Below are 15,270 nucleotides of genomic sequence, written 5' to 3' on the forward strand. Positions count from 1 at the left end.
TCATGTGCCGCAGTTGTGGGAAGGCGTTGCCCGCGCGGGCGGGGCGGAAGGGGCGGAGCTCGGTGTACTGCTCCGCCGCCTGTCGGCAGAAGGCGTACCGGGAGCGGCGGGCGGAGCCCGCGGACACCGTGCAGGGGCTCATCGAGGAAGTCGGGCGGCAGGTCGGGGCGCTCGTGCCGCAGCCGCCGTCCGTCTTCTACTCCGGGGTCGGCGAGTTGGCGTCCTCCGTCGGACGGCTGCGGCGTATCGCCCGGATGGCGCGGGACACCGCGAAGGAAGGGGGAGGGGGAGGGGGAGCGAGAAGGAGAAGGGGAGAGGGAGAGGGAGGGGAGCCGCGGGACGATTCCGTCACGGGCGAAGGCGTTACGGAAGTCGCCCTCGGAGAAGGGGACTTCGCCGCGCTCGTGGAGTCGTACCGACGTGAACTCCGCGTGCACTGTTACCGGATGACCGGTTCGTACGACGACGCGGAGGATCTCGTACAGGAGACGTTCCTGAGGGCGTGGCGGGCGAGGGACGGGTTCGCGGGGCGGGCGAGCGTACGGACCTGGCTGTACCGGATCGCCACCAACACCTGCCTGGACTTCCAGCGGCGCACGGCACGCCGCCCCCAGCGGTACGAGCCGCTGCCCGGCATGAACCACGGCAGCGGTGCCGAGCCCCCGGCCCGTATCACCTGGCTGCAGCCGTATCCCGACGACGACCTGCCCTCCGCCGAGGAGCAGCCGGACGCCGTCGCCGTCTCCCGGGAGACCATGGAGCTCGTCTTCCTTGCCGCCGTCCAGCATCTGCCGCCCCGCCAGCGCGCCGTCCTCGTCCTGCGCGATGTGCTCGGGCTCACCGCCGCGGAGACCGCCGAGGCGCTGGAGATGACCGTGGCCTCGGTCAACAGCGCGCTCCAGCGGGCCAGGCCCACCCTGCGCGACCGGCTGCCCCGCCACCGCGCCGACTGGACCGCCCAGTCCGACGCTCGCGCGCGCGACATCCTCAAGCGCTACATGGCCGCCGCCGAACGCCTCGATCTCACCGAGGTCGCCACCCTGCTCAGCGAGGACATCACGCTCACGATGCCGCCGAATCCCTTCTGGTTCGTCGGCCGCGAGGCGGTCACCGACTTCCTGCGGACCAGTCTCGACCCCGCGTCCCCGATGTTCTTCGGCCACTGGCGTCACCTCCCCGCCCGCGCGAACGGGCAGCTGGCGGCCGGGGGGTACGTACGACGCCCGGGTACGACCGTCTATCGCGCCCAGGTCCTCGACGTACTGCGTATCGAGGTCGACCGGATCGTGGAGATCACCTCCTTCGAGCCGCACCTCTTCCCGGCGTTCGGGCTGCCGCTGCGGCTCTGACCGATGAGGACCGATGACGAGCGATGACAAGTGGTGAGGACCGGTACCGATGAGTTGGGGAGCGTGCGTACGTCTTCATGACCGACTCGTACGAACCCCGCCACCACGGAGGATCACCATGCTGCTCACCGACAAGACCGCGGTCGTCTACGGCGCAGGCGGAAGCATCGGCGGTGCCGTCGCCCGTACCTTCGCCCGCGAGGGCGCCCGCGTGCACCTCGTGGGACGTACACCGGAGACGCTCGACGTGGTGGCCAAGGACATCACGGCGGCGGGCGGCCACGCCGAGACGGCCGTCGTCGACGCCCTGGACGAAGCGGCGGTCGAGGCGCACGTCGCGTCGCTGGACGCCGTCGACATCTCGTTCAACCTCGTCACCCGCGGCGACGTCCAGGGTCTCCCGCTGCTCGACATGCCCGTCGACGACTTCGTGCGGCCCGTGGTGACCGGCATCCACGCCAACTTCATCACCGCCCGCGCCGCCGCCCGGCGCATGGCCGAGCGCGGCTCCGGAGTGGTGCTCGCCCTCAACAGCGGCTCGGCGCACGGCAGCCCGATGATGGGCGGTACGGGGCCCGCGGACGCGGCGACCGACACACTGGTGCGGAACCTGGCGATGGAGCTGGGCCCGCGCGGGGTCCGGGCCGTGGGCCTGTGGGCGGCCGGGGTACCCGAGACGCTGACCCGCGAGAAGCTCGCCGCCGTCGACAGCGCCATGGACCTCGACGAGAACGCGCTCCAGGGCCTGCTGGCCAACCTGGCGGGCATGCGCATGACCCGCCGCAACCCGACACTCCCCGAGGTCGCGGCCACCGCCGCCTTCCTCGCCTCCGACCACGCCGGCGGGATCACCGGCACGTTCGTCAACGTCACCGGCGGGATGATCCCCCGCTGAACCATCTGTTGCGCGCCCTGTGCACCGGAGCGTGAAAGGGGGCGCCCGGCCAACGCCGAGCGCCCCCACCCACGGACAACCAGTGCCTACGCGGCAGCCGCCGCCGCGTCCGCCGCCTGTGCCTTCAGGGCCCGCTCGATGCCCGAGCGGGACTCCGAGACCAGGCGCCGCAGGGCCGGGCTGGGCTCGGCGGAGGCCAGCCACGCGTCCGACTTGGCGAGGGTCTCCTCGGAGACCTGGAAGGACGGGTAGAGACCGATCACGATCTGCTGGGCGATCTCGTGCGAGCGGGAGTCCCAGATGTCCTTGACCACGGCGAAGTACTTGTCCGTGTAGGGGGCGAGCAGCTCGCGCTGGTCGGTCTGCACGAAACCGCCGATCACCGCCTCCTGCACGGCGTTCGGGAGCTTGTCGGACTCGACGACCTGGGCCCAGGCCTCCGTCTTCGCCTCCTCGGTGGGACGGGCGGCGCGGGCGGTCGCGGCGTGGCGCTCACCGGCCGCCGTCTTGTCGCGCTCGTACTCGCCGGCGATCTCCGCCTCGTCGTAGCGTCCGACCGCCGCGAGCCGCTCCACGAAGGCCCAGCGGAGCTCGGTGTCGACGGCGAGGCCCTCGATGGTCTCCCGGCCTTCGAGCAGCGCCTCCAGGAGGTCCAGCTGTTCCGGCGTACGGGCGGTCGCCGCGAACGCGCGCGCCCAGGCCAGCTGGTGGTCGCTGCCGGGCTCGGCCGCCTGCAGATGCGCCAGCGTCGCCTCCGTCCAGCGGGTCAGCAGGGCCTCGCGGGAGGCCGGGTCGGCGTACAGCTCGATCGCCATCTTCACCTGGCGCTGCAGCGACTGCACGACACCGATGTCGGACTCCTTGCCGATGCCGGACAGCACGAGCGACAGGTAGTCGCGGGTCGCGAGCTCCGCGTCGCGCGTCATGTCCCAGGCCGAGGCCCAGCACAGGGCGCGGGGGAGGGAGGACTCGAAGTCGCCGAGGTGCTCGGTGACGAAGGCCAGCGACTGCTCGTCGAGGCGGACCTTCGTGTACGTCAGGTCGTCGTCGTTGAGCAGGATCACGGCCGGGCGGCGCTTGCCGACCAGCTGCGGTACGGGGGTCAGCTCGCCGTCGACGTCCAGCTCCACGCGCTCGTCGCGCAGCAGCTTGCCGCTGTCGTCGTCGAGGTCGTACAGGCCGATCGCGATGCGGTGCGGGCGGAGGGTGGGCTCGCCCTTGGCGCCGGTGGGCAGCGCCGGGGCCTCCTGGCGGATGGCGAACGAGGTGATGACGCCGTTCGCGTCCGTCTCGATCTCCGGGCGGAGGATGTTGATGCCCGCCGTCTGCAGCCATTTCTCCGACCAGTTCTTCAGGTCACGACCGGAGGTCTCCTCCAGCGCGCCCAGCAGATCGGACAGCCGCGTGTTGCCGTAGGCGTGCGCCTTGAAATAAGCCTGTACGCCGCTGAAGAACTCGTCCATCCCGACATACGCGACAAGCTGCTTGAGGACGCTGGCACCCTTGGCGTAGGTGATCCCGTCGAAGTTGACGAGCACGTCGTCCAGATCGCGGATCTCCGCCATGATCGGGTGCGTCGACGGGAGCTGGTCCTGCCGGTACGCCCACGTCTTCATGGAGTTGGCGAAGGTGGTCCAGGAGTGCGGCCAGCGGCTGCCCGGGGCGTACGCCTGACAGGCGATGGAGGTGTACGTCGCGAACGACTCGTTCAGCCAGAGGTCGTTCCACCACTCCATGGTGACGAGGTCGCCGAACCACATGTGCGCCAGCTCGTGCAGGATCGTCTCGGCGCGCACCTCGTACGCGGCGTCCGTGACCTTCGACCGGAACACGTACTGGTCCCGGATCGTCACCGCGCCCGCGTTCTCCATCGCGCCCGCGTTGAACTCCGGCACGAAGAGCTGGTCGTACTTCTTGAACGGGTACGCGTAGTCGAACTTCTCCTGGAACCAGTCGAAGCCCTGCCGCGTGACCTCGAAGATCGCGTCCGAGTCGAGGAACTCGGCGAGCGAGGGCCGGCAGTAGATGCCGAGCGGGACGGTCTGCCCGTCCTTCTCGTACACGCTGTGGACGCTGTGGTACGGCCCGACGATCAGCGCGGTGATGTACGTGGAGATCCGCGGCGTCGGCTCGAAGACCCAGGTGTCGTCCTTGGGCTCCGGCGTCGGCGAGTTGGAGATGACGGTCCAGCCCGTGGGCGCCTTCACGGTGAACTGGAAGGTGGCCTTCAGGTCCGGCTGCTCGAAGCTCGCGAAGACGCGGCGAGCGTCCGGGACCTCGAACTGGGTGTAGAGGTAGGCCTGCTGGTCGACCGGGTCGACGAAGCGGTGGAGGCCCTCGCCGGTGTTGGTGTACGCGCAGTCGGCCACGACACGGAGGACGTTGCGGCCCTCCAGTAGCCCGGGCAGGGCGATCCGCGAGTCCTTGAAGACGTCGGCGGGGTCGAGCGCGTCCCCGTTCAGGGTGACCTCGTGGACGGCCGGGGCCACCAGGTCGACGAAGGACTCCGCGCCCGTCTCGGCCGAGTCGAAGCGCACCGTGGTCACGGACCTGTAGGTGCCGCCCTCCTGCGCGCCGGAGAGGTCGAGATCGATCTCGTACGAGTCAACGGTGAGCAGCGATGCCCGCTGCTGCGCCTCTTCGCGGGTCAGGTTTGTGCCAGGCACGCGGTCATCTCCTCGTTATGTGTGGGTTGCGCCATCCTTCCACGGGACGTGCACGGAACGCGATGTCCGTTTCCCGCCGGTGCCAGGCCCGCGCGGACGCGAGCCTGGACGCATGACGACGTACACCGCACGACCCATCGAAGCGACCGTCCTGAAGGAGCTGCGCGCGGTCGACGACGCGGGCCGCCCGATGACCACCGAGACGGACGAGGAGGGCGGCGCCCCGCTCCGCTGCTGCCTGCGCCGCAGCGAGCCCGGCGAGCACATCGCCCTCGTCTCGTACGCCCCGCTGCGCCGCTGGGCTGCCGGGACGGGCGCTGACCCGGGGGCGTACGACGAGCAGGGACCGGTCTTCGTCCACGCCGAGGAGTGCGCGGGGCCGGATGGGGAGGGCTACCCGTTCGCCAACGCCCACCGCACGGTCCGCCGTTACTCGGCCGGCGGCCACATCCTCGGGGGCCGACTCGTGGAGGACACCTTCGAGGAGTCCTTCGCGGAAGCCTTCGCCGACCCCGAGGTGGCCCTCGTCCATGTCCGGGCCGTGGAGTACGGCTGTTTCCTGTACGAGGTGCGCCGGGGTTGAACGCCACAGGGGGCGGCCACCGGTGTCCGGTGACCGCCCCCTGTCGGGTACGGAAGGCGTCAGCTCTTCAGCTCCGCGGCGACCAGCTCCGCGATCTGCACCGCGTTCAGCGCGGCGCCCTTGCGGAGGTTGTCGTTGGAGACGAAGAGGGCCAGGCCGTGCTCGACGGTCTCGTCGGTGCGGATGCGGCCGACGTACGAGGCGTCCTTGCCGGCGGCCTCGAGGGGGGTCGGGATGTCCGAGAGGACGACACCGGGGGCACCCGCGAGGAGCTCCGTGGCGCGCTCCACCGTGAGGGGGCGGGCGAAGCGGGCGTTCACCTGGAGGGAGTGGCCGGAGAAGACCGGGACGCGGACGCAGGTGCCGGAGACCTTGAGGGCGGGGATCTCCAGGATCTTGCGGGATTCGTTGCGGAGCTTCTGCTCCTCGTCCGTCTCGTGCAGTCCGTCGTCGACGATCGAGCCCGCGAGCGGGATCACGTTGAAGGCGATGGGGCGCTTGTAGACCTGCGGCTCGGGGAACTCGACCGCCTCGCCGTCATGGGTCAGCTTGTCGGCGTCGGCGACGACCTTCTGGGCCTGCCCGTACAGCTCGGCCACGCCCGCGACACCCGAACCGGACACCGCCTGGTAGGTGGCGACGACCAGCGCCTCCAGGCCCGCCTCCTCGTGCAGCGGCTTCAGCACCGGCATCGCGGCCATCGTCGTGCAGTTCGGGTTCGCGATGATGCCCTTGGGGCGGTCCGCGATCGCGTGCGGGTTCACCTCGGAGACCACGAGGGGTACGTCCGGGTCCTTGCGCCAGGCCGACGAGTTGTCGATCACTACCGCGCCCTGCGAGGCGACCTTCTCGGCCAGCGCCTTCGAGGTCGCGCCGCCCGCCGAGAACAGCACGATGTCCAGGCCCGAGTAGTCGGCCGTGGAAGCGTCCTCCACCGTCACACCGTCGACCACCGACCCGGCCGAGCGGGCCGAGGCGAACAGGCGCAGCTCGGTGACCGGGAAGTCCCGCTCGACCAGGATCCTGCGCATGACTGTGCCGACCTGACCGGTGGCTCCGACGATTCCGACCTTCACGGCGACTCCCTCTTTGCTTACGTATTGCGTGGTCGAGCGTTTCCATGATGCGTCTCACCCGTGCCCGCGTGTCCAATCCTTTCCCCGCGTGGCCCGAGGAGTGGGACGGGCCGGGACCGGCCTCCGGTTCCGATCATCCGGTCGTCACCCCTGCTGATCTGGAGAAATGCGCCCCGCGGACACCGTGGACGGGAAGCCGTACTGATCCGTTGCACCCGCTCCCGTGTACCGCGCCGCACCCGTTCGCGTCAGGGTGTGACGTACGCCTCGGGCCGGCGCGCGGAAACTCGGCCGAACGTTTCCGGCGCCCCCTGCGTCGTAGAGGAAACGCGGGGAGGGGAGGGGTGGCTGTGCTGCGCAGAAAGGCACGCCGTGCCCAGGGGGTGGACGACCCCCTGGACGCGGCTCAGGAACGCCGGGTGCGGGCGGTGCTCGCGCTCGGCGGCGTACCGCAGGCGGACCTGCCGGACGGGGTGCAGCAGGTCCGCCTGCGGTTGCTGGAGCGCGCGGCGAAGGGGGACGAGGCGCCGCGCGACGTGTCCGCGTGGGCGGCGGTCGTCGCCTCGAACCTGGCGATGGACTGGCACCGTGCCAAGCGACGCCAGGAGCGGCTCGGTGAACGCCTCGCCGGGCTGCGGCAGTTGGAGCACCCCTCGGACGAGGACTCCAGCGTGCTCTCGCTCGCCGTCGCCCAGGGCCTGGACGAACTTCCGGACGCCCAGCGCCAGGTCCTCGTCCTGCGTTTCTACGCCGATCTGCCCGTGCGCGGGATCGCCGAGGAGCTCGGCATTCCCGAGGGCACGGTCAAGAGCAGGCTGCACTCGGCGGTCCGCGCCCTGCGCGCCCGCCTGCACGAGGACGAGGTGGTGTGACGTGACCGAGTACGAGGGCAATCCAGTCGCCGACGCGCTCATGGCCGCGATCACGGACGAGCCGCTGTCCGAGGAGGCCCGCGACGACGCCGAGTTCCTGGCGGAGCACCGTGCCGCGGTGGCGGACCTGGCGCTGCTGCGGGAACAGCTGGCGATCATCGGGGGCGCGGTGGCCGACGGTGCGGAGGTGACCGAGTCGGTTCCGGCGCGCCGGAACCGGAAGGCAAGGAAGTCCAGGGGGGCCAGGAAGCCCAGGAACCGGCGTCCGGCAGGCGCCCCGAAGAAGCGCTCCCGGCATCCCGGCGCCCGCTCCGTCATTCTCGGGACGCTCGTCGCGGCCGTCGTGGCCACGATGGTCGTCGGCATGGGCTGGCTCATCGCACAGAACGGGGTCGGCGCGTCGAGCGACTCCGCCAAGTCGTCCAAGGCGGACAGCGGGGACAGCAGGGGCGGGGACGCCTCGCTCAGCGCACCCGGCTACGTCGCCTGCTCCCGGCTCATCGTCGAGGGCACCGTCGCGGAGGTCGAGCCGTTCCCCGGTGCGGCGCAGGACCGGATCACCTTCGACGTGGACCGCTACTACAAGCCGGACAAGGGGAAGGACCAGATCACCTTCGTGATGGACGAGGACGTCTACCCGCGGCTGCACAAGGGCGACCACGTCCTGATCGGCATCCCGGGCCACGCGGCGTCTCCCGACATCTGGACCACGGGCGAGAAGGCCATCGCCCGTGAAAGGGAGTGGATCCTCAAGGCGCTGCCCCAGTCCCGCGGCCTCACGTGTGAGTGAGTTCCACGGCCTCACGTGTGCATGAGACACGGCCTCACGTGTGCATGAGAAAGGGCGGGCGCCCGTTTCCCGGACGCCCGCCCCTACAGATCAGCCGAGTACTACGGCGTGACCTTCTCGATCTTCACGCTGCCGAGGCCCGCGACCGTGCCGCGCGCGTTCACCAGCTGGACCTGGCCGAAGAACTCGCGTCCCTCGGGCGCCGCGGCCGCGGCGGTGACCGAGGCGGACACGGACGCCGAGGCACCCGTGGCGAGCTTCACCGGGGTGGACTCGTCGACCGTGACGGTGCCGAGCGAGGACGAGAAGAACACGTCCTGGTAGTCGTACGCGGTCGAGCCCGACGGGACCGAGTAGCCCGCGACCTCGATGGTGTAGGTCCCGGCGGCGGGGGAGGCGATGGAGACGGCCTCCTCGGAGTCGCCGTCCGCGGAGGTGCCGACGACGGTCCCGGCGGCGTTGTACACCGTCAGGTCGAGGTCGGCGGCCGCGTCGGAGACGTTGCCGATGGCGACGTCGAGGGACGTGGCGCCCGCGGGCACGTCGACCGTGGTGGTCTGCGTCGCCCCGTCGGCGATGGTCGGCCGCGTGGTCAGCGAGGAGCCGAGCGGGCCGCCCTTCAGGGTGCCGTCGAGCGCGGCGTAGTTGTTCGTCACCTTCCAGGAGGCGGCGGCCGGGGTGCCGACCTTGGCCTCGGGGACGGTCACGACGGCCGGGTCGAAGGCCGCGCCGAGCACGGAGACGTCGAGCTTGTACGGGTTGTCGAGCAGTGGCGACGTACGGCGCGACTCGACCTCGATCTCCCAGACGCCGGCCTGCGGGTCCGCGTACGAACGCACGTCGGGCTTGCAGCCGTTGCCGTCGAGGTAGTTCGGGTAGCAGTACGGGGTGCCGGTGTTGTCGACCGGAACGCCGTACGGGTGGATCGCGATGAACCGCGTCTGGCTCTTGTCCTTCAGCCCGCTGATCGCGACCTCGAGGGACTTGGCGCCCTCGGGGACGGTCACGAAGTACGATTGGCTGCTGTTGCGCTGCACCGAACTCGACGCGGAGTAGGTGTACTTGACCGGCGTGGAGACCACGACGGTCGACAGGATCTGCTTGTCGATGCCCTCGGTGCTCGGGTCGTCGACCTCCAGGATCGCGCTCTTGATGCCCGCGGACGTCGGGGCGGCCTGGACCTTCACGGTCACCGGCTGGTTCAGCGGGAGCTTGACCTCGTCGGAGCCGACGATCTTGAACGTGCCGGCGGCGTTGTTCTCGAGGTGCAGCTCGTGGCGGATCGCCTTGTCGGCGCCGGACGTACGCGTGATGGTGATGTCGTACGTCTTCTTGTCACCGGCCTTGAGCCCGCCCTCGCGGTCGTACAGACCCGTGCCGTAGCCCGGCGTCTTCAGCGCGTAGTCGATCGCGGTGTCGACCGGCGCCTTGACGGTGTAGTCGTGGGCGGTCGCGTTGTCCTTGATGGAGTCCCACGCGTCCACGATGTTGATGAGGCCGGCGCCCTCCTCGTACGCCTGGACACCCCTGATGTGGTCGGCGGTCGAGGTCAGCGCCGTGCGCAGGGTGGCCGGGGTGAGGGCGATGCCCTTCTGCTTGGCGGCCGACAGGAGCAGCGCGGACGCGCCCGCGGCCTGCGGCGACGCCATCGACGTGCCCTGGAGCATCGAGTAGCCGGCTGGCAGCGTGTAGCCCGCCTCGGCGACCGGGGTGCCCGGGAGCCAGGTCTGCGTCGAGTTGATCGACGCACCGGGCGCGGTCAGCGTCGGCGTGAAGCCGCCGTCCTCACGCGGGCCGCGCGAGGAGAAGGGCAGCAGCTGGTACGGCTTCGTCACCTGCGAGCCGTAGTTGGCGGCCCAGGTCTCCTTGGAGATGGACGCGCCGACCGAGATGACCTTGTCGGCCAGGCCGGGGTCGCCGATCGTGTTGGCGCCGGGGCCGGAGTTGCCCGCGGAGATCACCAGCTGGACGCCGTAGGTGTCGATGAGGCGCGTGTAGAGCTCGGCGCGCGCGTTGTTGCCGTCGTTGAGCGCGGGCAGACCGCCGATGGACATGTTGACGATGTCGACGCCACGGTTGGCGACGAGGTCGATCATGCCCTCGGTGAGCGCGACGTTGGTGCAGCCGCCGGTCCAGGTGCAGGCACGGGACGAGACGATCTTCGCGCCCGGGGCCGCGCCGTTCATCTTGCCGCCGAACAGGCCGTTCGCGGAGGTGATGCCCGCGACGTGCGTGCCGTGCTCGGACTCGATGACGCCGATGTTGACGAAGTCGGCCTTCTTGCCGACCCAGTCGCCGCCGTACGGGTCCATCGGGACGTCCTTGCGGATCTCCACGACGAACGGCTGGCGCTCGACGACGTCGGTCGACGGGTCGTCGGTGCCGAAGTAGCCGATCTGGTAGCCGTCCTTGTACGGCTTCATCGGCGTGTCGTCGGTGAAGTCGCTGTTGTTGTTCAGGTCGACGGTGACCGTCCCGGCCGCCGCGTCGTACAGGACGCCCCACGAGTCGGTGGTGTCGCCGTCGCGGTTCGCGTCGCCCTTGGCGTCACCGCCCGCGGTCGCGGACTCCTTGAACGTGCTGATCTGGTACGAGCCCGCCGGCGCCGTCCAGGTCTTGCCGCCGTAGGTGAAGGTCGGCCCGGAGACGGACGAGACCATCGGGCGCCAGGTCGCGTCGCCGTCCACGATCGGGTCGGTCGAGGTGACCCAGTCGACGATCTTGCGCTCGCCGGTGGTCGTCTTCTGCAGCGCGGGGTGGCCCAGGTCGACACCGGAGTCGAGGATGCCGATGGTGATGCCCCGGCCGTCCGACTTCGGGTGCTCCTTCACGAAGTCGACGGCGCCCGTCTCGAAGGACGGGTTGTACGGGTTCTCGGCGGGCGTGCTCTTGGACGGGCCGGAGTACGTGGCCGTCGTAGTGGCCTGCTCCTTGGCGCCCTTGGCCGTGTCGGCGCTCGGCGTCGGGTCGTCCTCGGCGATCTCCTGGCGCAGGTCGATGCCGTGCACGGACGTCAGCTTCGCGGCGGCGGCGATGGCCGAGTCGGCCCTGCCGGTGGGTACGGTGGCCCGGACGTAACCGAGCTTGTCGTACGTGCGGCCCACGGAGCCGCCCTTGACCGCGTCCAGCTCCTTGGCGACCTGCTCGGTCTGACCGGGAGCGGTGGCGATCATCATCGTGACGTTCTTGTCGCCGTTGGCCTTGGCCTCGGCGAGGAGGTCGGCGTCGGCCGAACCGAGCTTGGCGGCCGCGGACTTGGTGCCGGGGTCCGCTGCCGGGGCGCCGCTGTCCGCGGAGAAGGCCATGGGTATCGGCCCGGCCGCGGAGAGCGCGGCCACCAGGCCCGCGGCCACGGCTATGCGGGCCACGCGTCTCGCGCCCGAGATCGGAGCGCGCTGAGGGTCGGGGGTCATCAGCATCCCTTGTAGGTAAAGGAACGAGCGTGGAACGAACGGGTTCCGACGGTCTATCGGGACCTGATCGCATCAGTCCGGTATGTGAACCCGGATGACCGCTCAGCTTTACCTAAGGGGCAGTTGTTTGGGGAGAGTTGACCGAGGCGGGATAGAGCCATGGCGTACTTCCGCCATACGTCACACCGGTGATAGCGCGCTATGGGGCGACATGTCGGGCGATAGGGTTATCCCTCTTTGTCGACTTGACTCTCTTTCGTGCGTGCGTGGTGCCGGTCAACTCTCCTTCGTGCGCGCGTAGTGCCGGGACGCCTTCGCCCGGTTACCGCACGTCGCCATCGAGCACCAGCGGCGGGTGCCGTTCCGCGAGGTGTCGAAGAAGTGCAGGATGCACGAGTCGTGGGCGCAGCGGCGGATGCGGTCGGGGGCGGTGCCGAGCAGCTCCAGGTAGTCGCGCGCGGCGAGCCACGCGGGCCCCCAGGACGGGTCCCTGAACTCGGCGCTCTCGCCCGGCCCTTGGGCGGCCAGTGTCAGGCGGACCCGCCCGTGCGCGAGGACGGCGTCGACGCGGTCGGCCCCTTCCTCCGGAGAGCCGTCGACGACGGCGCGCAGGGCGTCGCGGGCCTGGAGTGTGTGCCGCAGGACTGTCTCGTCGGCCGGGAAGTCGAGCCCGTTCGCGGCCAGCCACACCGCCAGGCCCTCGGTGTCCGTCAGCAGGTCCTGCACCACTCCCTCGCGGTTCCAGCGAGTGTTGAGCAGGTCGAGCGAGAGCGGCTCCCCGGTGAGCGGGCGGGGGTCGGAGGTGGCGGACACGGTGGGGCTCCCTTCGCTGCTAACCGGTCAAGAGTATGTGACCGGTTGCGTTCATGAATTCTAACCTTTAATCTCGATTGGAGAGGTTAGGTTAGGTTGGTTCCTTCATGGGGCTGCCATCGACAGAGGGGACTGTCCTGACGCTCGGCAATCCGGAGGCCCGCATACTCACCGGCCAATCCGGCTCCGGCGCGCTAACGTCGCTGCGTGCAGAGGCGGTTGAGGGTGGCGGCCTACGCCATATGTGTCAGGGACGGGCAGCTGCTGCTCGCCCGCAGCCAGGACGACGACGGCGTCCACGAGTGGGTGCTGCCGGGCGGTGGCATGGACCACGGCGAGGACCCGTACGACACCGTCGTCCGGGAGGTCGGGGAGGAGACGGGGTACGTGTTCGAGGCCACCGGGCTGCTCGGCGTGGACTCGATCCGGCGCGAGCTTCCGCGCCGCCTCGGGACCACCACCGACTACCACGCCCTGCGGCTCGTCTACGAGGGCCGGATCACCGGCGGCGCGCTGCGCCACGAGACCAACGGGTCCACCGACATGGCGGCCTGGCACCCGCTCGACGACGTGCCGGGCCTGCGCCGGGTCGGACTCGTCGACATCGGCCTCGCCCTGTGGCGAGAGCGTCCGGCCGTCGGACGTGTGCCCCGCCCCGGGACGTGACCGTGTGACCGCCCAGGCGGGCGGAACACCCGGGAAATAGGTTCAGTACCCCGGAAAATGAACGCGGAGTGACCGCCTCCCGGCCGTTCGGGGAGGGCTCCATGGACGCGCAGGGTAGTCCAAGATCCACGTACGGTGATCGGCGTTGGCCGTTGCTGCTCAGTTAACGTCCAGGTCATCCCCGGTGCCAACGATCCAGTGTGAGCGGGACGTTCGCGAGTCGAGCGCCCCGCGACCACTGCCGACGCGTTCGCACTCGGGGAGACCGCGCCATGTCGCGCATACGCTCTGTCGCCACTTCCGCTGCCATGAACCGCCGTACGCTTCTCGCCGCCACCGGGGCGGTGTCCCTCTCCGCGGGGATCGGCTTCGCCCTGCGGCCCGGCTCGGACGCGCACGCCGCGACGAGCCAGACGCCCGTCGCCGACTCCCTCGCACACACCGGCGCCCGGTCGAGCGGGGTGAGCCCGCTGGCCCCCGCCGAGCTGGTCCCGTACACGCGCGGCACCACCCTGCGCACCGTCTCCGCCCCGCGCTCCGGCTCCGCCGGATACCGGCGGCTCGGCGACGGCCCCGGCTGGAAGCGGGTGGTGCGCGGCGAGCTGGCCGCGGCCAAGTCGGGCCGGGCCGAGCGGCGCACCGCGCTCGCCGCGTTCGTGCAGCTCACCGACCTGCACCTGATCGACGCCCAGCACCCGCTGCGCCTGGAGTACCTGCGCTCGGGGGCGGCGAACGCCTGGCGCCCGCAGGAGAGCCTGACCGTCGCCGGCGCCGTCTCCCTCGTCGAGCGGGTCAACTCGCTGCGCGGAGCCCCCGTCACCGGCTCCCCGCTGCACTTCGTCATGACCACCGGGGACAACACGGACAACAACTCCAAGACGGAGCTGGACTGGTTCCTGAAGGTCATGAGCGGCGGCCGGATCAGCCCCAACAGCGGCGACCCGCGCCACTACGAGGGCGTCCAGAACAGCGGCCTCAAGCTGTACTGGCAGCCCGACGCGGCCCTGCGCGACGCCGACAAGCAGCTCGGCTTCCCGCACATCGACGGCTTCCTGGAGGCGGCGATCCGCGAGCTGCGCAGCCCCGGCCTGAGCCTGCCCTGGTACTCCACGGTGGGCAACCACGACGCCCTGCCGCTCGGCTGCTACGCCTCGCACAACGACTCCTTCCTCACCGACTTCGCCGTCGGCGGCAAGAAGCTGATGACGCTGCCCGCCGCGCAGAGCGTCGCGCTGCGCAAGGCCATCAAGGACGGCAGCGACCCGAAGGGCGCCCACTTCCGGGACCTGCTCAAGACGCAGACACGGCAGATGCGCTCGGTCACCCCGGACGAGTCCCGCGCCCCGTTCACGCCCGCCGAATACCTCCGGGCGCACCTCGACCCGGCGTACACCGGCCCCGGTCCGATCGGCCACGGCTACTCGCAGGCGAACCTCTCCGCGGGCACCCAGTACTACGTCTTCCGCATCGCCGAGGACGTCATCGGCATCAGCATCGACACCACCGACCCGGGCGGCCACTACGCGGGCTCCATCGGCACCGCCCAGCTGAAGTGGCTGGACAAGACGCTGCGCGACAACAAGGACTCGTACGCCATCGTCTTCAGCCACCACACCAGCAAGTCGATGGACAACACCCACCACGACCCGGCCCACCCGGCCGAGAAGCGGCACGGCGGCGGCGAGGTCGTCGCCCTTCTCTCCAGCCACCGCAACGTCCTGGCCTGGGTGAACGGCCACACCCACCGGAACGAGATCATCCCGCACTCCGCGCCGGGAGGCGGCTCCTTCTGGGAGATCAACACCGCCTCCCACGTCGACTTCCCCCAACTCGCCCGCGTGATCGAGCTGGTGGACAACAAGGACGGCACGCTCTCCCTCTTCACCACCCTCATCGAATCCGCCGCCCCGCACGGCACGGACTTCTCCGACCTCACCCAGACGGGCCTCGCGGCGCTGTACCGCGAGCTGTCCTTCAACGCCCCCGGCACCCACTCGGACCTGTCGGGCGCCTCGCGCGACCGCAACACGGAGCTGGTCCTCAAGAAGGGCTGGAACCGGCCCAACTGACGCGAGGGCAGCAACCTTCACGCCTGCCCGTCGGGTCCCTCCCCCTGACCTAGCTCGTTCAGCGACAGGGGGAAACAC

Annotated in this window: 11 protein-coding genes; 7 read left to right on the plus strand and 4 right to left on the minus strand. The window is 70.3% G+C overall.

The window, feature by feature from the left end:
* Positions 1-2 precede the first annotated feature (2 nt).
* Together ACZ4WS_RS11490 and ACZ4WS_RS11495 are read left to right on the plus strand one after the other, a co-directional pair.
* On the plus strand, positions 3-1,349 hold the full coding sequence (locus ACZ4WS_RS11490) for a sigma-70 family RNA polymerase sigma factor (protein WP_467979962.1): 1,347 nt from the start codon (positions 3-5) through the stop codon (positions 1,347-1,349).
* A 118-nt stretch (positions 1,350-1,467) separates the two neighbouring features.
* The gene (locus tag ACZ4WS_RS11495; protein ID WP_467979409.1) at positions 1,468-2,244 is read left to right on the plus strand and encodes an SDR family NAD(P)-dependent oxidoreductase; all 777 of its coding nucleotides are present in this window, start codon (positions 1,468-1,470) and stop codon (positions 2,242-2,244) included.
* An 86-nt stretch (positions 2,245-2,330) separates the two neighbouring features.
* Here ACZ4WS_RS11495 and pepN read toward each other — a convergent pair whose 3' ends face one another.
* On the minus strand, positions 2,331-4,910 hold the full coding sequence (gene pepN / locus ACZ4WS_RS11500; RefSeq protein ID WP_467979411.1) for an aminopeptidase N: 2,580 nt from the start codon (positions 4,908-4,910) through the stop codon (positions 2,331-2,333).
* Positions 4,911-5,022: 112 nt separating this feature from the next.
* Between pepN and ACZ4WS_RS11505 the strand changes: the two genes are divergently transcribed.
* Positions 5,023-5,493 carry a DUF1203 domain-containing protein gene (locus tag ACZ4WS_RS11505; RefSeq protein WP_467979413.1) on the plus strand — a complete coding sequence of 157 codons (471 nt, stop codon included), beginning with the start codon at positions 5,023-5,025 and terminating at the stop codon, positions 5,491-5,493.
* A gap of 59 nt (positions 5,494-5,552) precedes the next feature.
* On the opposite strand, the gene ACZ4WS_RS11510 is transcribed toward ACZ4WS_RS11505, so the two are convergent.
* Positions 5,553-6,569, minus strand: coding sequence for an aspartate-semialdehyde dehydrogenase (locus ACZ4WS_RS11510; RefSeq protein WP_467979415.1), 1,017 nt, complete (start codon positions 6,567-6,569; stop codon positions 5,553-5,555).
* 344 nt (positions 6,570-6,913) lie between these two features.
* Here ACZ4WS_RS11510 and ACZ4WS_RS11515 point away from each other — a divergent pair, with 344 nt between their 5' ends.
* Positions 6,914-7,441: a sigma-70 family RNA polymerase sigma factor gene (locus ACZ4WS_RS11515; RefSeq protein WP_467979417.1), complete on the plus strand. Its 528-nt coding sequence runs from the start codon at positions 6,914-6,916 to the stop codon at positions 7,439-7,441.
* A gap of 1 nt (position 7,442) precedes the next feature.
* On the plus strand, positions 7,443-8,231 hold the full coding sequence (locus ACZ4WS_RS11520; RefSeq protein WP_467979419.1) for a hypothetical protein: 789 nt from the start codon (positions 7,443-7,445) through the stop codon (positions 8,229-8,231).
* A 101-nt stretch (positions 8,232-8,332) separates the two neighbouring features.
* Here ACZ4WS_RS11520 and ACZ4WS_RS11525 read toward each other — a convergent pair whose 3' ends face one another.
* Together ACZ4WS_RS11525 and ACZ4WS_RS11530 are read right to left on the minus strand one after the other, a co-directional pair.
* Entirely contained in the window at positions 8,333-11,644 is a 3,312-nt protein-coding gene (locus tag ACZ4WS_RS11525) for a S8 family serine peptidase (protein WP_467979421.1), read from the minus strand.
* Positions 11,645-11,920: 276 nt separating this feature from the next.
* Positions 11,921-12,457 (minus strand): CGNR zinc finger domain-containing protein, encoded by a 537-nt coding sequence (locus tag ACZ4WS_RS11530; RefSeq protein WP_467979423.1) that lies wholly within the window; start codon positions 12,455-12,457, stop codon positions 11,921-11,923.
* Between the two features lie 207 nt (positions 12,458-12,664).
* Here ACZ4WS_RS11530 and ACZ4WS_RS11535 point away from each other — a divergent pair, with 207 nt between their 5' ends.
* Complete coding sequence (locus tag ACZ4WS_RS11535; protein ID WP_467979425.1) at positions 12,665-13,123, plus strand: NUDIX domain-containing protein; 459 nt, start codon at positions 12,665-12,667, stop codon at positions 13,121-13,123.
* Positions 13,124-13,395: 272 nt separating this feature from the next.
* A complete protein-coding gene (locus tag ACZ4WS_RS11540; protein ID WP_467979426.1) occupies positions 13,396-15,192 on the plus strand; it encodes a TIGR03767 family metallophosphoesterase in 1,797 nt (598 codons plus the stop codon).
* Positions 15,193-15,270: the final 78 nt, after the last annotated feature.

The organism is Streptomyces sp. NPDC029292, assembly GCF_055569295.1.